Genomic DNA, 26,002 nt, shown 5'->3' on the forward strand with positions numbered 1-26,002 from the left:
TGTGAAGACGCCTGGTTTGAAGAACCTGCCAGACTGACCCAGGAAGCCGGTGCCGAGCTGCTAGCGGTCATTAACGCATCGCCATTTCACGTTGGCAAGGGTCTGGAGCGCGAGCAAATGATGCGCGAACGGGTGAAAACCTGTGGTTTGCCGCTGGTTTATGCCCATTTGGTGGGCGGTCAGGATGAAGTGGTTTTTGAAGGACATTCGTTTGCTTTGAATGCAGATGGCTCCGTGGCTGGCCGTGCGCCCAGCTTTGTAGAAAATTGCCTTCTAGTCCAGGTACAGCGTGCACCAGCAGCTATTTATTTAATAGCAGATGTATCGCCTGAGCGATCTCCCGAAGCCGACTTGTGGGACGCACTGGTGCTGGGGGTTCGCGACTACATCGGAAAAAACGGGTTTCCCAGCGTGATTTTGGGCCTGTCGGGCGGCATAGATTCAGCGCTGGTGCTGGCAGTGGCAGTCGATGCGCTCGGAAAAGACCGGGTGCGTACCGTCATGATGCCCTCGCCTTACACGGCAGACATCAGCTGGATCGACGCGCGTGACATGGCCCAGCGTTTAGGCGTGCGTTACGACGAGATTTCAATCGTGCCGCAGTTTGAGGCTTTCAAAACTTCTTTGGCGGAGGAGTTTGCAGGGCTGGCCGAGGATGCGACGGAAGAAAATTTGCAAGCCCGCATTCGGGGCACGCTACTGATGGCGCTTTCCAATAAATTCGGTAGCATTGTGCTTACAACTGGCAATAAGTCTGAAATGGCCACCGGATACTGCACGCTTTACGGTGACATGGCAGGTGGTTTTGCCGTGATCAAGGACCTGGCCAAAACGACTGTATTCAAGCTGAGTCATTGGCGTAACGCCAATGACCCCTATGGCACAGGGCAGGCGCCGATTCCGGATCGCATCATCACTCGCCCCCCCAGCGCCGAGCTTCGCCCAGATCAGAAAGACCAGGACAGCTTGCCAGCTTACGAAGTACTGGACGCCATCTTGGAGCGCTATATGGAAAACGACCAGAGCATTGAAGACATTATTGCGGCTGGGTTCGATCATGCCGATGTTGAAAAGGTTACCCGCCTCATCAAAATCAATGAATACAAGCGCCGACAAGCGCCTATTGGTATTCGTGTCACGCACCGTAGCTTTGGCAAAGATTGGCGTTATCCTATAACCAATCGCTTTCGCGCTTAAATTGAAACTTTGCAGGGCAGTCTGAGCTCAATTCAGTCACGGCACCTTTACTAATTAGGAAAAAAGCATGAAACAGATCACCGCAATTGTTAAACCGTTCAAACTGGAAGAGGTTCGTGAGGCACTGGCTGAATGCGGGGTCACAGGACTCACCGTGACTGAAGTCAAGGGTTTTGGACGCCAGAAAGGCCATACCGAGCTCTACCGTGGTGCCGAGTACGTGGTCGATTTTTTACCCAAGGTCAAGGTCGAAGTGGTGGTAAAGACTGATGACGTCGATCGTTGTGTCGATGCGATCGTGAAGGCCGCTCATACGGGGAAAATTGGTGATGGCAAGATTTTTGTCACCAGTGTGGAGCGTGTGGTGCGCATTCGGACAGGAGAACTGGATGAATCAGCCGTCTAAAAGGCCGCCAATTTGAACAGTTTATTGACCAAGCCGGGGCTTGGTCACCAACTGAGTTCCGGCTAAAGCATCATGCCAAAACTGCTGTTGTGGGTGGAATCGACTCAGAATAGCCCAAACTGCGATCCAGCCAATGACGATAACAACAGACTCTGCCCCGGATAAATTGAAGGGAGCAACAGCAGCAAGAGCGGGCAGAAACCAAAGCCAACTCAAAACGTAGCGAAGCAGTGCACGGGATTGCGAAATGCTTTTGCCCGAACGATCCACAACGGTTATATCCCAGGTTTTCATGGCCAATGTCTGCCCTTTTGACCATAACCAAACAAAATAAATTCCAAAGACAACAAAGAGAAATGCTTGCAAGGCATGGCGGTTGTCCATGGCGTTTCGTGTTTGACTCAGGGTTCCAAATAAATAACCTGAAATAAACACCACACCGAACATCAGCATGCCTTCGTAAAGCCAACAGGCCATACGACGGGCAAGACTAGGTGTTTGCAGCAGGTTTCCCATTGACTGAACTTGTTGCTTTAATTATTCGGTTTACTGGCTGACTCAGTCGCAGGCTTTGCTTGTGGCAACAATGTATTTTGGTGCACAGCATGACTTGAACTGGCTGACTTGAGAGGCTGCATTACGGTTTGGCGAGTCACGGGAACAGTCGTTAGCTTTTGAGCCGTAACAGGTTTGGCGGCAATGGCCGCTCCACCTAATTTTGGAGGTGCCAAAGTAGCTAACTTTTTCTTCTCTTCTGGGCTAAGCGCTTGATAAGCCTGCCAAGTAGCCGTTTTTTCTGTAGGTGTCAATTGCTTGGCTTGAGCAAAATTCAACCTGGCCTGGGCCCGCTGTTGATAACTGAGTGACACCCATTCGGTCATGCGGGTATGCAGTTTGACTTGTTCTGCCGGCGGCAGCGTAGGATAGTTGGCAGCAATCGCGATCCATTTGCGCTTTTGAGCTTCTTCTAAGGAATTCCAGTTGGCCGCCAAGGGTTGCAGTGAAAGTTGCTGTGTGGGCGTCAAATCTTGCCACTCCGGTTTGGAGGAAACCTTCAAACCAGATGAACTTTTGGTGGTGGCGATCAAATTTGGTGGCTTAAGGGGTGAAGACGCACTGGGAGCTATTGAAGGTAAACCTTGAGAGAGAACTGGCAACGTCAATGCGAATAAAAAGGCCGCGACGCAACCATTAATAACGCCACATGACCTGCCTAAACTGAAGACGTGCCCTTTTTGAACATCAGCCAAAATAACCATCTTCCTTTACTGCTGCAAGTGCTGCACAGTGCTGAGCTTTAAAAACTGAACAAAACCAGCGTCGGTATAAGCAGAAGGCGGCAAGTCATCCGTGAGTAAAGCGGCATCAATTTCCGCAATTTCATTGGCCCGATTGTCATTTTGAATAACATTAATCGCTATCAAACCGACTACAAGAGCCAGAAGAGGAATGGCAGCAGCAATTCGATCCCAAGCACTAAAGTTCTCACTTCCAAAAGTCAGAGTTGCTGCGCCGCCAGATGCTGAAATGCTTTTTGCAGTTTGAGTCATCACGATCTTTCGCTTGGCCAGAGACTGAACCCTTGCAGCACGCAACCGCTCGGAAATGTCATAAGGCAGATCATCAGTCGCATCGGACAAGCGAGAGGCAATACGCAACCCGAAGCGGTCTTGCGCGACCTGATTTTGGTGCTGGTTCAAATTAATCATAGTGTTATTCCCTTCGCTCTCAATGCTTTTCCAAGTGCCTGAACCGCCCTTGAACAGTGCGTTTTAACACTGCCTTCTGAACAACCCATTGCAGACGCAGTCTCTGCAACATCAAGCTCTTCCCAGTAACGCATCAGGAATGCTTCTCGTTGACGAGCTGGTAATTCCTGAATTTCTGCCTCAATACCAAGCAAGGTTTGTGCCCGTTGAGTTGCACTTTCTGCGCTTTCTGTTTGCTCTGAGTGACTCAGGACGTTTAAAGTTTCAAGAAGATCAAATTCTCCATCTTCGCCAGACGACTCAAAATCACTCATGTTCGAGAAAAGAGCATTTCGCGTTTTTTGTCTTCGAAACCAGTCTAAAGTGCAATTGGAGAGAATACGTTGAAACAGCATGGGTAATTCAGCTGTTGGCTTGTGACCATAGTGTTCAGCAAGCTTCATCATGCTATCTTGCACAATATCCAAAGCTGATTCTTCGTTCCTCACGTGATAGACCGAGCGCTTGAAAGCGCGTCTTTCTACACTTTTCAAAAAATCAGATAATTCTTGTTCGGTAGCCAAGAGAATTAAGCCATAGTGACTTTGTGGTTTTATTGATGCCTCTCAACTCTCTCAAGAGGCACGAATTGAGGTTTTTGAATGCTAATTATGGCATTTGATGGCGCTTTTTTTGATTTCCATTCCAGCTTCAATTAGTGCAGTGCGATAATCTTGCTTGCAAATCAAAACGCAAACGGGTTATGGTCCGGCGCAACAATCAATGCGCCCATGGCTTAAGCCTTAAGTTCCGACGCGACATCACAAGTGTTTTCGAAGGAGCACCCAAGGTTTTTCGTTAGAGAAATTCACAAAGGTTCATCATGGATATTTCAAAAGCTGAAATCGCTTCAGCCAATGCGGTAACGTCCGCAATAAAAAGTCAACCAATCATGCAAGCAGATAAAGTTCTCTCTTCTGTAACTGATGTTCAAGAACTCAGGGGTGCCGAGATTCTCATCAAGGCGTTACAAGCTGAAAATGTAAAGTACGTGTGGGGATACCCTGGCGGCGCTGTTCTTCATATTTATGACGCCATCTTCAAGCAAGACACAATTCAACATATTCTTGTACGACACGAGCAGGCGGCAGTGCACGCAGCTGATGGCTACGCTCGTGCAACGGGAGACGTCGGTGTCGCATTAGTCACATCCGGTCCTGGTGTGACGAATGCAGTAACCGGTATTGCAACTGCCTACATGGACAGTATCCCCATGGTGATCGTGACAGGACAGGTTCCCACGCACGCCATTGGGCTTGATGCATTCCAAGAGTGCGATGCTGTCGGTATCACTCGCCCCATTGTGAAACACAATTTTCTCGTTAAAGACGCACGTGATCTGGCTGCAACGATGAAAAAAGCATTCCACATTGCGCGAACAGGACGGCCTGGTCCCGTTGTAGTTGATATTCCCAAAGACGTTTCGTTTAAAAAAGTCCCGTATTCTGGCTATCCTGAGACTGTCGAAATGCGCTCGTACAATCCGGTGCGTAAGGGTCATGGGGGGCAAATCAGGAAAGCCTTGCAACTGTTATTGACCGCTAAACGTCCCTATATTTATACAGGCGGCGGCGTTATTTTGAGTAACGCATCCACTGAGCTGAGAACGCTGGTCGATATGTTGGGTTATCCCTGCACCAACACCCTGATGGGCCTTGGTGCTTACCCAGCGAGCGACCGTAAGTTTCTAGGCATGCTGGGCATGCATGGAACTGTAGAGGCCAACAATGCCATGCAAAATTGTGATGTGCTTTTGGCCGTTGGTGCTCGATTTGATGACCGAGTTATCGGAAACCCCAAACATTTCGCTCAAAACGAACGGAAGATTATTCACATTGACATTGACCCATCGAGCATTTCAAAGCGCGTCAAGGTTGACATCCCCATTGTGGGTGACGTCAAAGAGGTGCTTACTGAAATGATCGCAATGATCAAAGAAGGCGTGATCAAGCCTGATAGCAACGCTCTTGGCGCTTGGTGGGACACCATCGAGACTTGGCGCAAGCGCGACTGTCTTAAATATGACCACGGTAAAAATGACGTCATCAAACCTCAATACGTTGTTGAGACGCTTTGGAACATGACCAAAGATGCTGACACATACATCACATCAGATGTTGGCCAGCATCAAATGTGGGCTGCGCAATACTATCGGTTTGATGAACCTCGTCGTTGGATCAATTCAGGCGGATTGGGAACAATGGGCGTAGGAATTCCATACGCTATGGGCATCAAACTGGCAAAACCCGACAGTGAGGTTTATTGCGTGACAGGCGAGGGGTCTGTGCAAATGTGTATTCAAGAGCTTTCAACTTGCTTGCAGTACAACACCCCGATCAAGATCGTTGCACTTAACAATCGGTACCTTGGTATGGTTCGCCAGTGGCAGGAAGTCGAGTATGAGGGTCGTTACAGCCATAGTTATATGGATGCGCTGCCCAATTTCGTCAAGCTCGCAGAAGCGTATGGCCATGTCGGCATGTTGATTGAGCGAGCACAGGACGTTGAACCCGCATTGCGCGAAGCTCGTAAGCTTAAAGATCGCACGGTTTTCATGGATTTCCGCACTGACCCAACTGAAAATGTATTTCCGATGGTGCGTGCAGGAAGCGGCATTACTGAAATGCTGCTTGGCTCTGAAGATCTTTAATCAACTTTTGACGAATCTATTGTTTGCCAAGCTGGGTGGTTACCGCCATCAGGGGAGGGCAGCGAAATGAGGAATCCCATGAAACATATCATTGCAGTTTTACTTGAAAACGAACCGGGCGCTTTGTCACGGGTTGTTGGCCTTTTTTCAGCGCGAGGCTATAACATCGAGTCGCTTACCGTGGCGCCAACCGAGGATCCCAGCTTGTCTCGTATGACAATACAGACCTCTGGTCCTGAAGATGTCATTGAGCAGATCACCAAACACTTGAATCGTTTGATTGAAGTCGTGAAAGTGGTCGATCTCACCGAAGGTGCTTATACCGAACGTGAACTCATGATGGTCAAGGTACGCGCCGTGGGTAAAGAGCGCGAAGAAATGAAACGCATGGCTGATATTTTTCGAGGTCGCATTATTGATGTGACCGAGAAGAGTTACACCATTGAGCTGACCGGCGATCAGTCCAAAAATGATGCGTTTCTGGAAGCTATTGAGCGCGGTGCCATTCTGGAAACAGTTCGAACTGGATCTAGTGGGATTGGCCGCGGCGAACGAATTTTAAGAGTTTAATTTTTTACAACGGAGATATAAATGAAGGTTTTTTACGACAAAGACTGCGACCTCAGTCTCATCAAGGGCAAGACGGTTGCGATTATTGGTTACGGTAGTCAAGGACATGCCCACGCCCAGAATCTGAATGACAGCGGCGTAAAAGTTGTCGTTGGATTGCGCAAGGGTGGTGCTTCGTGGCCGAAGGTTGAAAAAGCCGGCCTCCAGGTTGCTGAAGTTGCTGACGCAGTCAAGGCCGCCGATGTGGTCATGATCTTGTTGCCGGATGAGCAAATTGCCGCGGTTTATACCAACGACATTGAACCCAATATCAAGCAAGGTGCTTCCCTGGTTTTTGCACATGGATTCAATGTGCATTACGGCTTGGTGACTCCCCGTGCCGACCTGGATGTTTGGATGGTGGCGCCAAAAGCACCTGGCCATACCGTGCGCGGCACCTATGCCCAAGGTGGTGGTGTTCCTCATTTGATCGCTATTCATCAAGACAAGTCGGGTCGTACTCGCGACATGGCATTGAGCTATGCGATGGCCAACGGTGGTGGCAAGGCCGGCATTATTGAAACCAATTTCCGCGAAGAAACTGAAACCGACTTGTTCGGTGAACAAGCTGTTTTGTGCGGCGGTACAGTTGAGTTGATCAAAGCTGGTTTCGAAACTTTGGTTGAAGCTGGCTACGCCCCAGAAATGGCCTATTTCGAGTGCTTACATGAACTCAAACTGATTGTGGACATGATTTATGAAGGCGGTATTGCCAACATGAATTACTCGATTTCCAACAACGCTGAATATGGCGAATATGTCACTGGCCCACGGATTGTGACAAGCGCCACCAAAGACGCGATGCGCCAGTGTCTGAAAGACATTCAGACGGGTGAGTATGCAAAGAGCTTTATCCTGGAAAACAAAGCAGGCGCGCCCACATTGTTGAGCCGTCGCCGCTTGACGTCCGAGCATCAGATCGAGCAAGTGGGTGAGAAACTTCGTGCGATGATGCCTTGGATTGCCAAGAACAAACTGGTTGACCAAACCCGCAACTGAGTTTCAAAACTCTCTTGAAAAAGGCCACTTCGGTGGCCTTTGTTATTATTAAAGTCTGGAGGCAAATTCTATGCAAGACGGGAACGAAGCAGACTTTATCGAGAGTAATACCTTGGAAGTCAGAAAGCGTCGAAAGGGCATCTACATATTGCCGAACCTTTTTACTTTGGCAGCGCTTTTTGGCGGATTTTATGCAATTGTTATGGCCATTAATGGTCGTTTTGATCTGGCTGCAGTCGGGATTTTTTGCGCAATGATTCTTGACAGTCTCGATGGTCGAGTTGCACGGATGACCAACACTCAGAGTGCATTTGGCGAACAAATGGATTCACTTTCAGACATGGTGTCCTTTGGTGCTGCACCAGCCCTTATCGCTTATGTTTGGGCACTGCAGGGCTTAGGACGTTGGGGTTGGATCGCTTCATTTGTCTATTGCGCATGTGCAGCCTTGCGACTGGCTAGGTTTAACGTCAATACGGCGGTCGTAGATAAACGCTATTTTCAGGGACTTCCGTCACCAGCAGCTGCCGCCTTGCTCGCAGGCTTTATTTGGTTAATGACCGACCTTGGCGTAAAAGGTCCCAGCGTCGCATGGCCGATGTTTGCGCTTGCCTTGTATTCAGGACTCACGATGGTGACCAACGTTCCTTTTTACAGTTTTAAGGATGTCCACATGAAAAAGAGTGTTCCTTTTGCTGTGATTGTTTCGATTGCATTAGCGATAGCCGTTATCAACATCGATCCTCCCATCGTTATGTTTGCTGTATTTGTGGTCTACGGTTTTAGTGGATATGCCATCTACATCTGGCGCAAAGCCAAGGGGGTTCAAACCAGTGTCATCAGCACTTCTACCGAAGAGCCGGATGAAAGAGGACTTCATTAAAAATACTTAATCACCCTCAATAATCCAAATAAGAGTTCTTAAACTTGTGGTACATTGAACTTATGAAATCTTTGGCGCTATCACTACAGTTCTTGCCTTACGGGCGGCGAATGTAGCGTACGCGCATACAAAACCTAAAGCCCGTTGCAAATGCATACGGGCTTTTTGCTTTTTGAGTCTTCATTTTGATGTTGAATTTTCAAGAATACAGGAGAAACAAGATGGCTGATAAGTTGATTATTTTTGATACCACGTTGCGTGATGGTGAGCAGTCACCGGGAGCGTCAATGAACAAGGATGAAAAACTTCGAATTGCTCGCCAGTTGGAACGTTTGAAGGTTGATGTCATTGAAGCCGGTTTTGCAGCGAGTTCCAATGGCGATTTTGAAGCTGTTCAATGCATCGCCAACGCGATCAAGGATTCAACTATTTGCTCTTTGTCTCGTGCAAATGATAAAGATATTGCACGTGCTGCTGAAGCCCTAAAAGGGGCCAATAGTGCACGTATTCATACGTTTATTGCTACTTCTGCATTGCATATGGATAAGAAATTACGGATGACTCCGGAACAAGTACATGAGCAAGCCAAGCTTGCAGTTCGCTTTGCTCGCAATCTGGTTTCTGATGTTGAATTTAGCCCCGAAGATGGCTACAGGAGCGATGTTGATTTTCTGTGCCGAGTCTTAGAGTCCGTTATTAAAGAGGGCGCAACAACCATTAACGTTCCTGATACTGTTGGCTATGCCATTCCGGAGTTATACGGTAATTTTATTAAAACACTGCGTGAACGAATCCCCAACTCTGACAAGGCCATCTGGTCAGTTCATTGCCATAACGACCTTGGCATGGCCGTTGCAAATTCGCTGGCTGGCGTAAAAATTGGAGGTGCCCGTCAAGTTGAATGCACCATCAATGGTTTGGGAGAACGTGCGGGAAACTGCAGCTTAGAAGAAATTGTCATGGCGGTTAAAACCAGGCACGATTATTTTGGCTTAGATTTAAATATTGATACCAAACACATTCTGGCAGCCAGTCGGATGGTCAGCCAGACGACTGGGTTTGTGGTTCAGCCAAATAAAGCGGTTGTAGGTGCCAATGCATTTGCTCACGCTTCAGGTATTCACCAAGATGGTGTGCTTAAAGCAAGAGACACTTATGAAATCATGCGTGCAGAAGACGTTGGCTGGACGGCAAATAAAATAATTTTGGGTAAGCTCAGTGGACGAAATGCATTTAAACAGCGTTTGTTGGAGCTGGGCGTACAGATGGAAAGTGAAGCGGACATAAACACTGCATTTGCCAAATTCAAAGAATTGGCCGATCGAAAGAGTGAGATTTTTGACGAAGATATTCTGGCACTTGTAAGTGATGAGAGTGTGACTCACGAAAAAGAGCAATACGGATTTGTTTCTTTATCTCAGCACAGTGAAACGGGTGAGCGTCCGCAAGCGAGTATCGTTTTCACAATGGATGGGAAGGAAGTCAAAGGCTCTTCCGATGGAAATGGACCTGTGGACGCTTCACTTAAAGCGATTGAGTCGCACGTGAAGAGTGGCGCAGAGATGGTGCTTTATTCAGTGAACGCAATTAGTGGGTCGACTGAGAGTCAAGGTGAAGTAACGGTACGTTTACAAAACAGCGGTCGTGTTGTTAACGGTGTTGGGGCAGACCCAGATATTGTTGTGGCATCAGCTAAGGCCTACCTTAGTGCGCTCAATAAATTGCACAGCAAGGCAGACCGCGTTGCGGCTCAAGGATAGATTTCACGGATTTCAACTGTTCTTGTTTAAGAAAGTCACGCAACTAGTTGATATTGCGTGACTTTTTTGTTTAAACTACGGGTACTGTGAATTTAATCCGGAGATGGATGTATGTCCTGTTTTAAAAATTTATTGACTTGTGTAAATTTTCGGAAAATCAGTTGGTTTTTTGGCTTAATCACTTTCTTTTTTGCACTAGGTCTGCCACAGGCTGAGGCGACTCAATATAAGCGTAAACACGCTAAATCGTCAAAAAGCACCGTTGTTGCAAAACGAAATATCTCCAGAACTTTTGTTGCAGTCAAACGAAAGACTGCTGTTAGAGCAGAAATAATCCCTCTGCGCCCTTCATTTGGGCACATTGCAGGTTTGCAAGGTTCACGTGATTCCCTGGATTTGAAGTCAAGTGTGGCGCTTGTCATTGACCAAGATACGAGTGAAGTTCTTTTTAGTAAAAATGACAAAGCCGTACTTCCAATAGCTTCACTCACCAAGCTCATGACGGGCTTAGTTGTCAGTGAAGCTCACTTACCAATGAACGAAGTGATTACTATTTCACAGGAAGATGTTGATACCGAAAAAGGAAGTTCATCTCGTCTTAGGGTTGGAACTGAATTAAGCCGAGGTGAGTTGCTGCATTTGGCTCTGATGTCTAGCGAAAATCGAGCTGCTCATGCGCTTGGTCGCAGTTACCCAGGTGGATTAAGTGTTTTTGTTAGTTTAATGAATGCAAAAGCAAAATTAATAGGCATGAATGACACTAATTATGCTGAGCCAACAGGACTTTCAAGCAAAAATCAGTCAAGTGCTCGCGATTTAGCCAAACTTGTCAATGTGGCCTATGGTGACCCACTGTTGCGTGAACTATCAACTTCACCCGGACATCAAGTAGCTGTTGGAAAACGAACGCTCCAATATAACAATACCAACCGTCTTGTAAAAAATCCATCGTGGCAAATCGGTATACAGAAGACTGGCTATATTACTGAAGCTGGACAATGCCTTGTGATGCAAGCCAAGGTTGCCGGGCGAAAAATAATTATGATTTTCCTTGATTCTGCCGGGAAATTAAGTCGGATTGGTGATGCAGAGCGCGTTAGACGTTGGGTTGAATCAACGCCAATTTCACCGATTGTTTCAGCGCCATTTATGGGACCATTGCTGAATGAACGAGTTGCATTGGTTCAGTAATCAGAAATTAGACTTATTCGTCACTTAGGCTTTGAAACCTAGGGTCGTAGAAATTTCACGAGCTGTTTCTTGCAGTTTCGGGAGCCATCCTTCCTCAAGTCTTCCCGCTGGTGCTGAAATTGATAATCCGGCAACTAGTGTGCCTTGATCATCATAAATGCCTGCTGCCATGCATCGCACACCAAGTTCAAGCTCTTCGTTGTCATGTGAGACACCATACTGTCGAACTTTCAATAACTCTCTTTCTAACGCTGGTAACTGGGTCAGGCTATTCTTGGTTTGACCACTTAATCCAGTCCGGGTGGCATAGGCGCGTACGCGTTGTGGATCGTCTGCTGCCAAAAATAACTTGCCAACTGAAGTTAAGTGTAAAGGCGCTCGGCCACCGATAGACCGAACCACCTGCATACCTGATCTTTCGCTATAGGTTCGTTCGATGTAAACAATCTCATCACCTTGGCGCATGCTCAAATTGACAGGTTGTTGAATGAGTTTATGCAGTTCTCTCATTGGCACAAGCGCCGCATCGCGAACGTTTAGTCGATTTTTCACAAGGTTTCCGAGTTCGAGCAAACGCATGCCGAGTCTGTAGCAACCTGGCTGAGAACGATCTACAAATCTACCTGTTGCTAAATCATTTAACAACCGGTGCGATGTTGATGGGTGCAACCCAGTTTTTTCACTGATCTCCTTCAAAGAAATTGCATCTTCCCTTGAAGCCAAGACATCCATAAGTTGAAACATTCGTTCAATGACTTGAACTGTTGGTGTTGCTGAAATACTTGAATTTGACTTTTGCATGGAGTTGCCCGATCTGTGGGCGTCATTTTACCTTGTGAAATAAATTTAAAAATTTCCCTTAATATCTGAGTCTTACTTGAGAATTTCGTGTTTCTATTGGTCTGAAATCCAGAGGCCAGATACGAGTAACTGCCATGGTGAAAATCTGGTTTTGTAGTTCATTTTTGGGCTGTTACTTATCCAATAGCCCAAATATACGTGTGGTAGTCCCATCGTTCGGGCTTGCTCAATCTGCCAGAGTACGTTGAACGTCCCATAACTTGTGTGCGGTTCAGGTTCGTAAAACGTATAGACGGCTGAAATACCGTCATCAAGTACATCAATAAGTGACACCATTTTTAATTCACTTGGCAAATCCTTCGTGCTTGGAGTGCGAAACTCAACCAATCGAGAATTAACACGGCTTTGCAATAAAAATTGTGTGTATTGATCTACGCTATCTTGGTCCATTCCTCCCCCGGTGTGTCGACCATGTTGATATCGTAAATAAAGATCGTAGTGTTCTTGCTGGAAAGAGAGTTCAACGACTCTTGCTTGCAGATTTGAATGACTTGCCCAAGCACGACGTTGGCTTCGATCAGGTTTGAATTGGAATGCAAGAACCCTTAACGAAGTACAAGCGCAGCATGAATCACAGTACGGGCGATAGGTGAATATGCCACTTCTACGAAATCCTTGCCTGATCAACTCTGAGTAAATTGTATTGTTGATGGCGTGACTAGGGGTGGCAACTTGCGACCGTGCTTGCTTTTCCGGAAGGTAACTGCAGTGGTAGTTTGCCGTCGTATAAAACTGGACGGCTTGAATTGGCAAGTCATTTAGATGAGTCACTTTTTTAGCATCTCCAATGGAATGATGTCGTGTCAATACGAGGGTTGAAATATCAAAATGCGCACAACTTCACTGTCTTGCATCTACTGTTGCTTGAAAATTGCCGAACTACATTACGATGCGAATAGATAGCATTCATGTTTAATTGTCGAGAATTGAGTCCACATAGAAGATATCGTTGCTTAAACCACTATAATACTAATCAGTCGGGGCGTAGCGCAGCCTGGTAGCGCATCTGGTTTGGGACCAGAGGGTCGAAGGTTCGAATCCTTTCGCCCCGACCATTTATTGATTTTTAATAGCACTCGTAGTTGGTGTCTTAGAATTATCTAACTTCCTCATATCTGCCCGTCGTTCAACGGATAGGACATCGCTCTTCTAAAGCGATCATGGGGGTTCGATTCCCTCCGGGCGGACCAAAAACTCATTTGAGATCACCACGCAATACTTGATGACCAGCGTAGCGTTTCGCTATAGCATGTTTTTGTCTTAAGCCGTGTCGCTAGCTAACATGCCAATTTCAAGAAGCATTTTTAGCGTTCAACCGATTCACGCGTCAGCCGCATCCCAGCGCAGCTCTGATAATTGCGGCCAATGTCTGTACCTTTGAATATCGAATTCCCTGAATCTTTGCCTGTCTCAGGCAAGCGCGAAGAAATCATGGCGGCCATGGCCGCCCACCAGGTCATCATCGTCTGCGGTGAAACCGGCTCGGGTAAAACAACTCAGCTTCCTAAAATTGCGCTTTCTATGGGGCGCGGCAAGCTCAATTACCCGCCCGGCCAAGGAAAACTGATCGGTCATACGCAGCCACGGCGTATCGCCGCCAGCAGCGTCGCCAAGCGGATTGCCGAAGAACTGAAAACCACCTTGGGCGATGTGGTCGGCTTCAAGGTGCGGTTTCAAGATCGGCTGAGCCGTGATTCCTCCGTCAAATTGATGACTGACGGAATTTTGCTTGCGGAGACGCAAACTGATCCGCTCCTCAAAGCCTACGACACCATCATCATTGACGAGGCGCACGAGCGCTCGCTCAACATCGACTTTTTGCTGGGCTACTTGCGCCAGATTCTGCCGCGACGTCCGGACCTGAAGGTGGTGGTGACATCTGCCACCATCGACGCTCAGCGATTTGCTGATCACTTTGCTTTACGCCAAGGACCGGCGCCGATCATCATGGTGTCGGGGCGCATGTTCCCGGTGGAACAGCGTTACCGGCCATTTGAAGAATCGCGCGAATACGACCTGAATTCTGCGATTGCCGATGGCGTGGACGAGTTATGGCGCGATGTGCACAACGGTGGCGATATTTTGGTTTTCCTGCCCGGGGAGCGCGAAATCCGCGAGGCCGCTGACCATTTGCGCAAGCACCTGAGCCACCAGCCGGTCTTTCGCAACGCCGAGGTGCTGCCGCTTTTCGCTCGCCTGAGCCAAGCCGAGCAAGACCGAATCTTTGATGGCCACACCGGGCGTCGCATTATTTTGGCGACCAACGTGGCCGAAACATCGCTCACGGTACCTGGTATTCGATACGTCATCGACGCAGGCACGGCGCGCATGAAGCGCTACAGTTTCAGGAGCAAGGTGGAGCAATTGCTGGTCGAGCCGATCAGTCAGAGTTCGGCCAACCAGCGTGCCGGTCGCTGTGGCCGTGTGGCCAACGGCATCTGCATTCGCCTCTATGACGAGAAAGATTTCAACGGTCGTCCGCGTTTTACCGACCCCGAAATCTTGCGCTCTTCGCTGGCTGGCGTGATTTTGCGCATGAAGGCGCTGCGCATGGGTTTGGTGGAGGACTTCCCCTTCATCGAGCGCCCCTCCAACCGCGCGATTGCCGACGGTTACCAGTTACTGAACGAACTCGGCGCTGTAGACGATGCCAATGAATTGACGCCGATGGGCCAGGAACTGGCCAAGTTGCCACTTGACCCGCGCGTGGGGCGCATGATTTTGGAGGCACGGGAGCGCGGTGCGCTGGACGAGGTATTAGTGATTGCGTCCGCCCTCAGCGTGCAGGACGTGCGCGACCGCCCAATGGAGGCGCAGCAGCAGGCAGATGCCGCACATGTCAAGTTTGACGATGAAAAAAGTGAGTTCAGCGGCTACCTGAAGCTGTGGAAATGGCTTGACACTGCCCGTGGCGGCCACGGTGCCGAGCACAAGTTATCCAACCGCCAGTACGAACAATTGCTAAGGCAAAACTTCGTCAACATTCGCCGTGTGCGCGAGTGGCGCGACATTCATTCGCAGTTGCATACCGTGGTGGCTGAGCATAAGTGGCGGCTTAACACGCTGCCGGCCAACTACGACCAATTGCACTTGTCGATGCTGGCCGGCCTGCTGGGCAACCTGGGTTGCAAGTTGGAAACAGAAGGTGCCGGCGGTGAGTATCTGGGCGCACGCGGCATCAAGTTTTATCCGCATCCCGGTGCGCATCTGGTCAAAAAACCGGGGCGCTGGATTGTGGCCGCCGAGTTGGTAGAAACCACACGCCTGTTTGGCCGCGGCATTGCCGCCATCGATCCCCAATGGCTTGAACAGGTGGCAGGGCATTTGCTCAAGAAACAACTACTGGACCCGCACTGGGAAAAGAAAGTCGCTGAGGTTACTGCGCTGGAGCGAGCCACACTTTATGGCATCGTCATTTACAGCGGTCGCAAGGTCAACTTCAGCCGGGTGGATATGGTCGCGGCGCGTGAGATTTTCATCCGCGAAGCGCTGGTCGGTGGGCAGTGGGAAACCAAATTGCCGTTCCTTGAAGCCAATCTGAAACTCATCAAACAGGTGGAAGACCTGGAGCACAAGGCGCGGCGGCAAGACGTGCTGGTGGACGATGAACTGATCTACGCCTATTACGACCAGCAGCTGCCGGCCGATGTGTGCAGTGGTTTCAGCTTTGAGAACTGGTACCGCGATGAGATCAAGAAGCAACCGAAACTGTTGCTACTGACCCGTGAAGAGTTGATGCGCCACGAGGCGGCCGGTATCACGACTTTGTCGTTTCCGAAAAATATACGCCTTGGAGGTGTGGACTGCGCTGCCATTTATCTGCACGAACCGGGTGATGCCAAAGATGGTTTGACCGTGACGGTGCCGCTGTTTGTGCTGAACCAGGTCAACGAAGAACGCTGCGAGTGGCTGGTGCCCGGCATGTTGAAAGACAAAATTCAGGCCTTGATCAAAACCCTGCACCAGCGCCCGCGCTCGCGGTTGGTGCCGCTACCTGACACTGCCAGCAAAATGGCCGAGACGCTGAACGCACCTGAAATCTTCGGCCATGGCTCGCTGCTGGATGCCGTGCTCAAACTGGTGCGCCTGGCCACCTCGCTCGATGTGGTTCGCGCTGACATCAAGGCCGATATGCTGAGCCCGCACTTCTTCATGAATTTTCGGGTGGTGGACGAGCATGGCCGCCAACTTGGCACCGGGCGTAATCTGGGGGCCTTGAAAGCTGAACTCGGTGCCCAGGCCCGTGGCGCGTTTCAGGCGCTGGCCGGTTTGAAGTTGGCCAGCGTTGCCGCCGCCCAACCAAACCTTAAGCCAAATCAGCCTCTAGCCCCCGTCAATAATGCGCAAGTAGCTATTAATAAAGTAGCAACTCCGGCAACCCCTGCCGGGCAGCGCTACACCGCTTGGACCTTTGGAGAGTTGCCTGAGTTGCTCGAAATCCAGAAAGGTGGCCAGACCCTGATTGGCTACCCCGGTCTGATCGATGTGGGCGATGCCGTCATGATTGAGGTCTTTGATGAACCCGATGTGGCCAGCGCCAAGCACCGCGCCGGGTTACGCAGACTGTTTTCCATTCAAATCAAGGACGCGCTCAAGTACCTGGAAAAGAACATTCCTGACCTGCAAAAAATGGCAGTTACGTTCATGCAAGTCGGCAAATCGGCCGATGGCAGCGGTGGAGGCACGATCGAAGAATTGCGTGAGCAGATCATTGCGGTGGCGCTGGACCGCGCATTTTTGCTCGACCCGCTGCCCACCGATGAGTTCGCATTCAAGCGCCGAATCGACGAAGGTCGGGGCCGTTTGACCCTGATCGCCAATGAAGTGGCGCGCCTGGCTGCCGTCATATTGGGCGAATATGCCATCGCCGCCCGCAAGATCAAGGACACGAAAAATGCGCCTGATGCCACCACCGACGCGGCCCAGCAGCTGGCGCGCCTGATGCCCAAACGCTTTCTGGCGACCTCTCCTTGGGGCCCGCTGCAGCACTTTGCCCGCTACCAGAAAGCGATCACAGCGCGCTTGGACAAGTACCGTGCCGACCCGGCCCGAGATGCCGCACGTCTGAGTGAATTGCGCCCGTTGGAGCAGCGTTACTGGCGTCTGGTGGCCGAACGCAAAGGCGTCACCGATGAACGCATGCAGGAGTTCCGTTGGTTGCTAGAGGAACTGCGCGTGAGCTTCTTTGCTCAAGAGTTACGCACGCCGCAGCCGGTGAGCGTCAAGCGCTTGGACAAGGCGTGGGCGCAGTTGAACTAAAGTGGCAAAAATTCCTTGCTGGCGCCAGCAGTAATGCGTCAGAAAATTTATACAGAATAGACCTATAGCCCCCGTGCTGTAAGCGTAGATAGCTATTTATTTTATAGCGTAGCCAAGCGTTGTAATGCGGCGTTCAGAGTTTCATCTTTCTTGGCAAAGCAGAAACGAACCACACGCTGGTCGAAGCCGTTGCCATAAAACGCCGATAGAGGGATGGCCGCAACGCCGATTTCAGTGGTGAGCCATTTGCAGAACTCGGTCTCGCTCAGGGTACTGACCTCGGAGATGTCGACACATTGGAAATAGGTGCCTTCACTAGGTAGTAGTTTGAACTTGGTACGTGCCAAACCGGCCTGAAAGAGGTCGCGTTTACGCTGGTAAAAGGCCGGCAATTCAAGGTAGGGCTTGGGGTTGGCCATGTAGGCGGCCAATCCGTATTGAACCGGGGTGTTGACCGTGAAAACATTGAACTGGTGCACCTTGCGAAACTCTGTGGTCATCGAGGCAGGGGCCGCCACATAGCCGACTTTCCAGCCGGTCACATGGTAGGTTTTACCAAAACTCGAGACGATAAAGGCGCGTGCCGCCAAGCCGGGAAAACGCGCCGCGCTCTGGTGATGCTGGCCGTCAAACACCATGTGTTCGTAGACTTCGTCGCTGATCAGCAAGACGTTGGTAGGCGACAGAATTTCTTGCAAGCGCAGCATGTCGGCCTCCGTCCAGACCGCGCCACTTGGGTTGTGCGGTGAGTTGACGATGATGGCGCGGGTTTTGGGGGTGAGGGCGGCGGCGATCTTGTCGAAATCGGGTCGAAAGGTGCCGGGCGTTAAGGGCACCCTTACCGTTACGCCGCCAGCCAACTCGATATTTGGCACGTAGCTGTCGTAGCAAGGCTCTAGCACGATCACTTCGTCACCCGCATGAACAACGGCCAGAATGATGGTGATGATGGCTTGCGTAGCGCCCGCCGTGATGGTGATCTCGCTGGCCGGGTGGTAGTCGCGCCCATACAAAGCTTTTATTTTCAAGGCGATGGCGTCCCGCAGCACCGGCACGCCGGTCATGGGCGGGTATTGGTTCAAGCCCTGTTTCATGGCGTCAGTCACTACGTCGACCAAATGGGGATCGCAATTGAAATCCGGAAAACCCTGACCCAGGTTGACGGCATTTTTCTCCGCTGCCAGTGTCGACATGACGGTGAAGATCGTGGTGCCAACGGCGGGCAGCTTGGTTTGGAGTGTGGGTGTTTTAGAGTTCATAGTCATCCACGTGGCCCGACATGGCGCGCGCGACCAGGTCGCGGCTCAGGCGGTCACTTAAGAGTTCCGCAAATTTATAAACAAAATTTCTAAGATAGGCGCCGCGTTTGAAGGCGACGCGGGTCACGTTCTGGCCAAACAACTGGCCCACCTGTCGCACCACCAGATCACTCTTTGCGCCCTCGGCCACTACATCCAGCACCGACATTTCGGCGGCGATACCGATACCCAGGCCGAGTCGCACATAAGTCTTGATCACGTCCGAGTCAATGGCTTCCAGCGCAATGCGGGGCTCCAGTTTGCGGGTGGCAAAAGCTTGGTCAATCTTGGTGCGCCCGGTGTAGTCCGGATGGTAGGTAATCAGGGGTTCGCGGGCGATGTCTTCGAGGGTGATGTGCTCTTTCAGGCACAAAGCGTGTCCCACAGGGAGCACCAGCACATGCTGCCATTCGTAGCAGGGCAGGGTGACCAACTCAGAATATCCAGAAAGGGACTCGGTGGCAACGCCAATTTCTGCCACTTCGTCAATCAGCATTCTGGCGACTTGATCTGGTGAGCCCTGGTGCAGGCTGACGTTGACCTTGGGGTAAGCCAGGCGCAACTTGGCCACGGGTTGCGGCAAGATGTAGCGGGCCTGCGTGTGCGTGGTGGCAATCGACAGGGTGCCACTGTCTTCGGCGTGGTATTGCTCACCAATGCGTTTGAGATTGCCTACTTCGCGCATGATGACTTCGATACTTTTGAGCACATGCTGGCCGGGCTCGGTCACGCGCTTGAGGCGCTTGCCATGGCGCGCAAAAATTTCGATACCCAACTCTTCTTCCAGTTCGATGATGGCTTTAGAGACACCCGGCTGTGAAGTATGAAGGGCTTTAGCGGCCTCCGTCAGGTTAAGGTTGCGCCGGACGGCTTCTTGAACAAAACGAAATTGGTGAAGGTTCATATCAAATTTCAACTAAGAATGAAATTTATTATGCCTCACACCTCTATTGAAACCTCAGGCAAGGGCAATGCGCGCCATCAATTCAATCATTTGTGCATCTTCGCCAATGGCCGGTTTCAGGTCAAACATGACTTGCGGATGGGCGGCGATGAGTTCAGTCACCAGCAAAGGCAAATCTTCCCTGGCGTGCCGGCCAACGCCCAAAAACATGGGAATTACCGTGATGGACGTGACTCCCAAAGCAGCCAACTCAGCGACGCTGGTGGGCAGGTCAGGCACGGTAATTTCAAGATAAGCACAGCGTACGTGGGCCTGCGGAGCAATACTCTGAATGTGGGTCGCCACGGCCTCAATGGGTTTGCGCCATAAGGGGTCACGCGAACCGTGACCAAAAAGAATGGTGCCCCGGGTGCTGGAAGTCGTCATCAAGGTTTGATTTTTCATTTAAATTAATTACGTCAACGTTTCCACACCAACCACCCGAACGCAGTCAGGGACAGCAGGGAGTAAATCATGCCCGGCAACGCGGCTGTTAGCCAAGGTTGCCAGTTCTGGAGGTTGCCTATGTAGCCAAAAACGTTATTAAGCAGGAAAAAGCTGATGCCTGCCATAACCCCACCAAAGACATAGGTAGCCATTCCCGCAGACCGAAAGTGCAAATAGGCAAATGGCAGCGCCAGCACCACCATCACCAAGCAACTCAATGGGTAGAAAACCTTTTTCCAGAACTCTATTTCGTAACGTTGGGCACTCTGGCCGTTGGCATTGAGGTGTCGGATGTATTGAAACAAATCAATCGTGCTCATGCGTTCGGGTTTAAGGAGCGCGGCAGACACCATCTCTGCACTGATCTGGTTCGGCCAGCGAAAGTTATCAAGCTGCTGACGGTCAATGCGGGCAGCCTGTGTACCTCGTGCGGGGAATTCGGTGCGGTCCACGCGTGTAAGTGCCCATGAATCGTCGCTGTTATAACTGGCCGATTCGGCTTGCACCAGTGACATCAAAAACCCTTGGTTATCAAATTCAAAGATGCGCACGCCTCGCATGCTGCCGTCAGGCGCCATGGCATTGACATTGACCGCGTACTGGGAGTAAGACTGTTTCTCTTTCAACCAGGCTCCCGTTTGTCCCACCGTGATGCGACCCTGGTAACGCGCCTTGATGAGTTGGCCAGTATGGTCGGCAGCGGGCGCAATGTAGTCGCCAATCGCAAATGTCAAAATGACAAATGCCAAGCCCAAAACCAGCAACGTTTTCAAGGCCCGCCATGGGCCCAAGCCACTGGTGCGCAAAATTGTGTATTCCGAGCTTTGCGCAAAACGGGCCATGACGAAGATGGTGCCAATCAGCACCGCAATGGGCAGCAGTTCATACAAGTGGCTCGGCACCATCAGCGCCACATAACTGAGGGCGTGTACCAATTTGTATTCGGCGGCGGCATGGCGTCCAATGGACTGAATTTCTTCAACAAAATCAAAAAAGAAAAACAGGGAGAGAAACCCCAGCGTGACAAAAGCCACCGCTGTAAGCACCTCGCCATAAATCAGGCGTCGGATGGTTTTCAAGTCGATGACTTTCGTGAGGATGATTGGATTTGGCTTAAAAAGGTGCGCCAGTCCCAGTTGTTATGGCCTTTGGTAAGCCAAACAAGGCCAAACACCAATGCGCCGCCGTGCAGTGTCGCCAGGAAACCCACGAATGAGAACTTACCCGACGCAATCCAGCTTTGACCGAGGTTGAGCAAGTTGTAATAAAGGACAAAAGCAAACAGAGAAAAAACCAGATTGGTGCTGCGACCCACACGCGGATTGACGCTGGAGACAGCAAGGCCAATGACGATGAAATTGATGGCTGCCAATATCAAGCCAAAGCGCCATGAGAGTTCGGCCAGATTGGGCAGGCTCAGGTTTCTCAATAATTCCAGGGTTGGTTTGGTGTTGGTCGGAACGTAGTCAGGGCCAGCCAGTAAATCCACGCCCACTTTGACCCCGTATTCCTCAAACTCGCTGATTTTTAAGTCCGACTTGTTGATCATGCTTTCAAGTCGTTGTCCGTTGTTGAGCATTAAAAATCGGTCTTGGCCGATATTCAGAATTCGCCCACTGCGGGCTGAGGTGATGGTTTCTTTGCCATTTTCAGTTGTCGCAATAAAAACGTTGGCGCCAGCCTTGTTGTTACTAGCGTCTTTTTCGACAAAGAAAACTCTTTTGCCTGCGGCAGATTCCTGAAATTGACCGGGTTCAATGCGTTCAATATCGCCTCTTTTTTCGTACTGGTCTTTCATGTTTTCAATGCGCTGGTTGGACCACGGCAACACCACGAGCGCCAAGGCCATCACCACCAACAACACGGGCCATGAAAACCGGAACAAGGGCCCGATCAGGGTCGCCAAGCCTTTGCCGCTGGTAAACCAGATCACCATTTCGCTGTCTCTGTACATGCGCGACAAGACACCAATGATGGCAATAAACAGGCTCATCGTCAAAATGGTGGGCATATAAGCCAGTACCGTGTAACCCATCACGAGCATTACGTCCGATGGGTTGAAACTGCCACGAGACGCCTGTCCCAACGTTCGAATCAGCGTCATGGTCATGACGACAGTGGCAAGGACGATCAAGGTGGCGCCAAAACTGCGCGCTAACTCCTTGCGAATAGAGGAATGGAATAACATGAGATGAGAAATTTCGGGACAGGCCGCAGCGGCGTGAAAGCGGCGTCAGTCAAGTCTTTAACTATTTGGAAACCCTGAATTATGAACTTTGAACTCAAGACATTGAACCTCGTTGGTGCGGCCAATGAAAAATGTGATGCGCTGATCGTATTGGTTAGTGATTCGTTCAAGCCTGGTAAAGATGTTTTATCTGCCTTGGTGGCGCAAACCCTCAAAGCCGGTGATCTTGAGACCAAGCCCGGCAAACCTCTCGTGATTTATCGCCCCACAGGCTTGGGCTGCGTGCGAGCTGTTTTGGTAAATATCGGTACTGGGTCGGCCAAAGACGTGCGCCAGGCGGTCTCAGCGTCTGTGGCGGCTGTTAAATCAGTCAACACCAAAAAGCTTGTCATCTGTTTTTCCAACTTGCCGACTGAAGCGGGCGTTCGTGCTGCAGTGACATCGGTGGCGGAAGCTACTTATGTCTACACGACGACAAAATCAAAACCCGAGGGCAGGGCGCTTCAACGCGTACTGGTCGGCTTGCCGAATGCCCCCAAGTTCCAATCTGTTTTTGAACTCGCTGTAGCGACCAACACAGGTATTGAGTTTGCCAAGGAATGGGCCAACCGTCCCGCTAACTTTGCCACGCCCACTTTGCTGGCGGGTGCTGCGCGGTCGTTGGCCAAGTTGCCCAACATCAAGTGTCAGGTGCTCGGTTCGAAAGACGTTGAAAAGCTGTCGATGGGTGCTTTTATGGCGGTATCCCAAGGGTCCGATGAGCCCTTGCGTTTTATTGTTTTACGCTACGACGGAGCGGCCAAGACTGAGGCCCCTACTGTTCTGGTGGGTAAGGGCATTACTTTTGACAGCGGCGGTATTTCCATCAAACCTGCCGCTGAAATGGACGAGATGAAGTTCGACATGTGTGGTGCGGCCAGTGTGCTGGGCGTATTTCGTGCCTTAACGGAGTTAAAGCCTGCGATCAACGTGGTGGGATTGATTCCGTCCTGTGAAAATTTACTCAATGGTCGTGCGGTCAAGCCGGGTGATGTTGTGACCAGCATGAATGGTCAAACCATCGAGATTCTCAACACCGATGCAGAAGGGCGCTTGGTGTTGTGCGATGCATTAACCTATGCTGAACGATTCAAGCCCCGTGCTGTTGTCGACATCGCCACCTTGACTGGTGCCTGTGTGGTGGCCCTTGGCGCTGTCCGTAGCGGGCTTTTTTCGGCTAATGATGAATTAGCAGCAGCCTTGTTATCGGCAGGGGAAACGACTTCTGATTTGTGTTGGCGCATGCCATTGGACGATGACTACGCAGAAGGTCTTAAAACAAATTTTGCGGATGTCGCCAATGTCGCTGGTCGTGCCGGTGGCGCCATCACGGCCGCCAAATTTTTACAACGCTTCACGACCAAGTTCCCCTGGGCACACCTTGATATCGCGGGAACTGCCTGGAAAAGTGGCACCGCAAAAGGCGCAACAGGTCGACCCGTGGCCTTGTTGCTGGCCTATCTGTTGGCTGAAGAAAAATCAAAATGACCGAGGTCGCGTTTCACTTCAACGCACCCGACCCTGTGGCTTACACATGCCGATTGCTCCGAAAAGCCGTGAGCAGTGGTGCAAAGTTGGTCGTGGTCGGGTCGCCTGATACCTTGCAACAACTGGATGTCGGCCTTTGGACATTTTCGGCAACTGATTTTGTGCCTCACTGCTACATAGACAGTGATCCCAACATCCTCGCTACTTCACCAGTGGTTTTGGCGACGACAACTGCGTCAGTGCCACACCAACAGGTACTCATCAATCTGGGCCATTCTGTGCCCGATGGTTTTGAGCTGTTTGAACGGGTAATTGAAGTGGTGGGTCTGGGCGATGATGACCGTCAACTTGCACGAAGTCGGTGGAAAAGCTACACAGATTGCGGCTACACAATCACCCGGCATGATCTCAATTTAAAGAGCACTTGATGACGACATCACCCCGAAATTTGCCACGATTTCTACCTACGTTGACCGAAGTTGTTCAACCAGGTGCTGCCAAGAAAGAGGAGGTCGCAGCGACCCCTGATCTCGAAAACACAGTCTGGTTTGTGATGCAAAGGGTTGACATGGTGATAGAGCGTCGTTTACGTGAAGAAACCGAGACCATGCTGCGCACGGTTGTCAACGACCAAGTTCAAACGCTGACTACACGCCTGCGTCAGGAATTGGAGGTTGTTGTTCGCCAGGCAGTCTCAGAAGCATTAGCGTCTAAAGCCGATCAGCTTAAGTTGAAATAATTTGGTAATAGACGGTCAGCTTGGTATCTTCCCTATGCTTGTGGCTTGAAAATTGCGTTATCGTGTTGGATGTGGAGCTTTTTAATTCACATTTTTTTAAATATGGAGTTGTCTATGCAAATGAAATTGAAAATTACCGTACTTGCTGCCATTGCTGCAGCTGCTGGCGTTGCCATGGCTCAAGATATGGTTGTCAAGATTGGGCACGTTGCCCCAGTTTCAGGCGCTCAGGCGTCTTACGGAAAAGACAATGAAAATGGCGCCCGCATGGCTATTGAAGATCTGAATGCCGCTGGCACGACGATTGGTGGCAAAAAGGTTAAGTTTGAATTGGTGGCTGAAGATGATGCAGCTGATCCAAAGCAGGGCGCTGCAGTTGCACAAAAATTGTGCGATGCCAAAGTGGCTGGCGTGGCTGGTCACTTGAATTCAGGTACCACTATTCCTGCATCCAAGATTTATCACGATTGTGGAATTCCGATGATCACCCCATCGGCGACTAACCCTAATCTGACCAAGCCTGGCTACAAAACCACATTCCGTCTCCTCGCCAATGACAATGCGCTGGGTGCCGGGCTTGCATATTACGCTGCTGACGCTTTGAAGCTCAAGCGCATCGCGATTATTGACGACCGTACTGCATACGGCCAAGGCGTGGCTGATGTCTTCAAGAAAACTGCAGCAGCCAAGGGAATCACAATAATTGACGAACAGTTCACTACTGACAAGTCTGTTGATTTCATGTCAATTCTGACTGCAATTAAATCCAAGAATCCGGACGGCGTGTTCTTCGGTGGCATGGATCCACAAGCCGGCCCTATGCTGCGTCAGATGGAACAACTTGGCCTGAATAACGTCAAATACTTTGGTGGTGATGGCATCTGCACCATGGATCTGATCAAGCAGTCCGCTGGAGCCAAGACACTTGATAACGTTATTTGCGCTGAAGGCGGTGCATCGCTGGACAAGATGCCTGGTGGCAAAGCCTGGAAGGCCCGTTATGACGCCAAGTTCCCTGGTCAGTTCCAGGTTTACAGCCCATACGTTTATGACGCAGTCCATGTGTTAGTTGACTCAATGAAGCGCGCTGGCAGTTCAGATCCTAAGGTTTACACGTCATTTATTGGTGCGACAAACTATCAAGGCATCACCACCAAGGTGCAATTTGAGTCCACTGGCGAGTTGAAGAACCCCGCTATGACTCTTTACACCTACAAGGGTGACAAGAAAATCGCCTTGAACTAATTTAATTAGCCCTACTAGTAAAAAAGCCACCTTCGGGTGGCTTTTTATTTTC

At 50.3% G+C, this 26,002-nt stretch carries 24 protein-coding genes and 2 tRNA genes; 15 read left to right on the forward strand and 11 right to left on the reverse strand.

Features of this window, described 5'->3' with window-relative positions; all coding sequences use genetic code 11:
* Nucleotides 1-1,197, forward strand: a 1,197-nt coding sequence (locus WCG50_RS03940; RefSeq protein WP_336898271.1) for an NAD+ synthase, incomplete at its 5' end; no start/stop codon positions are given.
* Between the two features lie 67 nt (nt 1,198-1,264).
* Nucleotides 1,265-1,603, forward strand: a complete 339-nt coding sequence (locus WCG50_RS03945) for a P-II family nitrogen regulator (protein WP_336898272.1) — start codon at nt 1,265-1,267, stop codon at nt 1,601-1,603.
* Nucleotides 1,604-1,624: 21 nt separating this feature from the next.
* Here the strand turns inward: WCG50_RS03945 and WCG50_RS03950 are convergent, their stop codons facing one another.
* Genes WCG50_RS03950 through WCG50_RS03965 form a run of 4 tightly spaced genes read right to left on the reverse strand, consistent with a single transcriptional unit; the run spans nt 1,625 to nt 3,875 of the window.
* Entirely contained in the window at nt 1,625-2,119 is a 495-nt protein-coding gene (locus tag WCG50_RS03950) for an RDD family protein (protein WP_336898273.1), read from the reverse strand.
* A 17-nt stretch (nt 2,120-2,136) separates the two neighbouring features.
* Complete coding sequence (locus WCG50_RS03955) at nt 2,137-2,862, reverse strand: DUF3106 domain-containing protein (protein ID WP_336898274.1); 726 nt, start codon at nt 2,860-2,862, stop codon at nt 2,137-2,139.
* A 6-nt stretch (nt 2,863-2,868) separates the two neighbouring features.
* Nucleotides 2,869-3,312: a DUF3619 family protein gene (locus WCG50_RS03960; RefSeq protein WP_336898275.1), complete on the reverse strand. Its 444-nt coding sequence runs from the start codon at nt 3,310-3,312 to the stop codon at nt 2,869-2,871.
* The gene (locus WCG50_RS03965) at nt 3,309-3,875 is read right to left on the reverse strand and encodes an RNA polymerase sigma factor (protein WP_336898276.1); all 567 of its coding nucleotides are present in this window, start codon (nt 3,873-3,875) and stop codon (nt 3,309-3,311) included. Before WCG50_RS03965 ends, WCG50_RS03960 begins: the two co-directional genes overlap by 4 nt.
* A gap of 299 nt (nt 3,876-4,174) precedes the next feature.
* On the opposite strand from WCG50_RS03965, the gene WCG50_RS03970 reads away from it, so the two are divergent.
* The 6 genes from WCG50_RS03970 (at nt 4,175) to WCG50_RS03995 (ending at nt 11,443) form a co-directional block, all read left to right on the forward strand.
* The gene (locus WCG50_RS03970) at nt 4,175-6,001 is read left to right on the forward strand and encodes an acetolactate synthase 3 catalytic subunit (RefSeq protein WP_336898277.1); all 1,827 of its coding nucleotides are present in this window, start codon (nt 4,175-4,177) and stop codon (nt 5,999-6,001) included.
* Between the two features lie 78 nt (nt 6,002-6,079).
* Nucleotides 6,080-6,571 carry an acetolactate synthase small subunit gene (gene ilvN, locus WCG50_RS03975; RefSeq protein WP_336898278.1) on the forward strand — a complete coding sequence of 164 codons (492 nt, stop codon included), beginning with the start codon at nt 6,080-6,082 and terminating at the stop codon, nt 6,569-6,571.
* A gap of 21 nt (nt 6,572-6,592) precedes the next feature.
* Entirely contained in the window at nt 6,593-7,609 is a 1,017-nt protein-coding gene (ilvC, locus tag WCG50_RS03980; RefSeq protein WP_336898279.1) for a ketol-acid reductoisomerase, read from the forward strand.
* Between the two features lie 70 nt (nt 7,610-7,679).
* Nucleotides 7,680-8,492 (forward strand): CDP-diacylglycerol--serine O-phosphatidyltransferase, encoded by an 813-nt coding sequence (gene pssA, locus WCG50_RS03985; RefSeq protein ID WP_336898280.1) that lies wholly within the window; start codon nt 7,680-7,682, stop codon nt 8,490-8,492.
* A 221-nt stretch (nt 8,493-8,713) separates the two neighbouring features.
* Nucleotides 8,714-10,252, forward strand: a complete 1,539-nt coding sequence (locus tag WCG50_RS03990; RefSeq protein ID WP_336898281.1) for a 2-isopropylmalate synthase — start codon at nt 8,714-8,716, stop codon at nt 10,250-10,252.
* 111 nt (nt 10,253-10,363) lie between these two features.
* A complete protein-coding gene (locus tag WCG50_RS03995; RefSeq protein WP_336898282.1) occupies nt 10,364-11,443 on the forward strand; it encodes a serine hydrolase in 1,080 nt (359 codons plus the stop codon).
* Between the two features lie 24 nt (nt 11,444-11,467).
* Here WCG50_RS03995 and WCG50_RS04000 read toward each other — a convergent pair whose 3' ends face one another.
* Both WCG50_RS04000 and WCG50_RS04005 read right to left on the reverse strand, forming a co-directional pair.
* On the reverse strand, nt 11,468-12,244 hold the full coding sequence (locus WCG50_RS04000) for an IclR family transcriptional regulator (protein WP_336898283.1): 777 nt from the start codon (nt 12,242-12,244) through the stop codon (nt 11,468-11,470).
* A gap of 93 nt (nt 12,245-12,337) precedes the next feature.
* Nucleotides 12,338-13,075, reverse strand: coding sequence for an arginyltransferase (locus tag WCG50_RS04005; protein ID WP_336898284.1), 738 nt, complete (start codon nt 13,073-13,075; stop codon nt 12,338-12,340).
* A 207-nt stretch (nt 13,076-13,282) separates the two neighbouring features.
* On the opposite strand from WCG50_RS04005, the gene WCG50_RS04010 reads away from it, so the two are divergent.
* The 3 genes from WCG50_RS04010 (at nt 13,283) to hrpA (ending at nt 17,563) form a co-directional block, all read left to right on the forward strand.
* A tRNA-Pro gene (locus WCG50_RS04010) sits at nt 13,283-13,359 on the forward strand.
* Nucleotides 13,360-13,419: 60 nt separating this feature from the next.
* Nucleotides 13,420-13,494: transfer RNA gene (locus tag WCG50_RS04015), tRNA-Arg, on the forward strand.
* A 175-nt stretch (nt 13,495-13,669) separates the two neighbouring features.
* The gene (hrpA, locus tag WCG50_RS04020) at nt 13,670-17,563 is read left to right on the forward strand and encodes an ATP-dependent RNA helicase HrpA (RefSeq protein WP_336898285.1); all 3,894 of its coding nucleotides are present in this window, start codon (nt 13,670-13,672) and stop codon (nt 17,561-17,563) included.
* A gap of 101 nt (nt 17,564-17,664) precedes the next feature.
* Here the strand turns inward: hrpA and WCG50_RS04025 are convergent, their stop codons facing one another.
* Genes WCG50_RS04025 through lptF form a run of 5 tightly spaced genes read right to left on the reverse strand, consistent with a single transcriptional unit; the run spans nt 17,665 to nt 22,439 of the window.
* Nucleotides 17,665-18,828, reverse strand: coding sequence for a pyridoxal phosphate-dependent aminotransferase (locus WCG50_RS04025; RefSeq protein ID WP_336898286.1), 1,164 nt, complete (start codon nt 18,826-18,828; stop codon nt 17,665-17,667).
* Nucleotides 18,812-19,765, reverse strand: a complete 954-nt coding sequence (locus WCG50_RS04030) for a CysB family HTH-type transcriptional regulator (protein WP_336898287.1) — start codon at nt 19,763-19,765, stop codon at nt 18,812-18,814. Before WCG50_RS04030 ends, WCG50_RS04025 begins: the two co-directional genes overlap by 17 nt.
* 54 nt (nt 19,766-19,819) lie before the next feature.
* Nucleotides 19,820-20,209 carry a CbiX/SirB N-terminal domain-containing protein gene (locus tag WCG50_RS04035; protein WP_336898288.1) on the reverse strand — a complete coding sequence of 130 codons (390 nt, stop codon included), beginning with the start codon at nt 20,207-20,209 and terminating at the stop codon, nt 19,820-19,822.
* Between the two features lie 14 nt (nt 20,210-20,223).
* Nucleotides 20,224-21,330: an LPS export ABC transporter permease LptG gene (gene lptG / locus WCG50_RS04040; RefSeq protein ID WP_336898289.1), complete on the reverse strand. Its 1,107-nt coding sequence runs from the start codon at nt 21,328-21,330 to the stop codon at nt 20,224-20,226.
* A complete protein-coding gene (gene lptF / locus WCG50_RS04045) occupies nt 21,327-22,439 on the reverse strand; it encodes an LPS export ABC transporter permease LptF (RefSeq protein WP_336898290.1) in 1,113 nt (370 codons plus the stop codon). Before lptF ends, lptG begins: the two co-directional genes overlap by 4 nt.
* A gap of 81 nt (nt 22,440-22,520) precedes the next feature.
* Between lptF and WCG50_RS04050 the strand changes: the two genes are divergently transcribed.
* The 4 genes from WCG50_RS04050 to WCG50_RS04065 all read left to right on the forward strand — a co-directional run bounded on the left by WCG50_RS04050 (nt 22,521) and on the right by WCG50_RS04065 (nt 25,950).
* Entirely contained in the window at nt 22,521-23,966 is a 1,446-nt protein-coding gene (locus WCG50_RS04050; protein ID WP_336898291.1) for a leucyl aminopeptidase, read from the forward strand.
* Nucleotides 23,963-24,394 carry a DNA polymerase III subunit chi gene (locus WCG50_RS04055; protein WP_336898292.1) on the forward strand — a complete coding sequence of 144 codons (432 nt, stop codon included), beginning with the start codon at nt 23,963-23,965 and terminating at the stop codon, nt 24,392-24,394. Before WCG50_RS04050 ends, WCG50_RS04055 begins: the two co-directional genes overlap by 4 nt.
* Nucleotides 24,394-24,705 carry a hypothetical protein gene (locus tag WCG50_RS04060; RefSeq protein WP_336898293.1) on the forward strand — a complete coding sequence of 104 codons (312 nt, stop codon included), beginning with the start codon at nt 24,394-24,396 and terminating at the stop codon, nt 24,703-24,705. Before WCG50_RS04055 ends, WCG50_RS04060 begins: the two co-directional genes overlap by 1 nt.
* A 114-nt stretch (nt 24,706-24,819) precedes the next feature.
* The gene (locus WCG50_RS04065) at nt 24,820-25,950 is read left to right on the forward strand and encodes a branched-chain amino acid ABC transporter substrate-binding protein (RefSeq protein ID WP_336898294.1); all 1,131 of its coding nucleotides are present in this window, start codon (nt 24,820-24,822) and stop codon (nt 25,948-25,950) included.
* Nucleotides 25,951-26,002 lie beyond the last annotated feature (52 nt).

The organism is Rhodoferax sp. (assembly GCF_037143375.1).
Lineage (GTDB): Bacteria > Pseudomonadota > Gammaproteobacteria > Burkholderiales > Burkholderiaceae_C > Rhodoferax.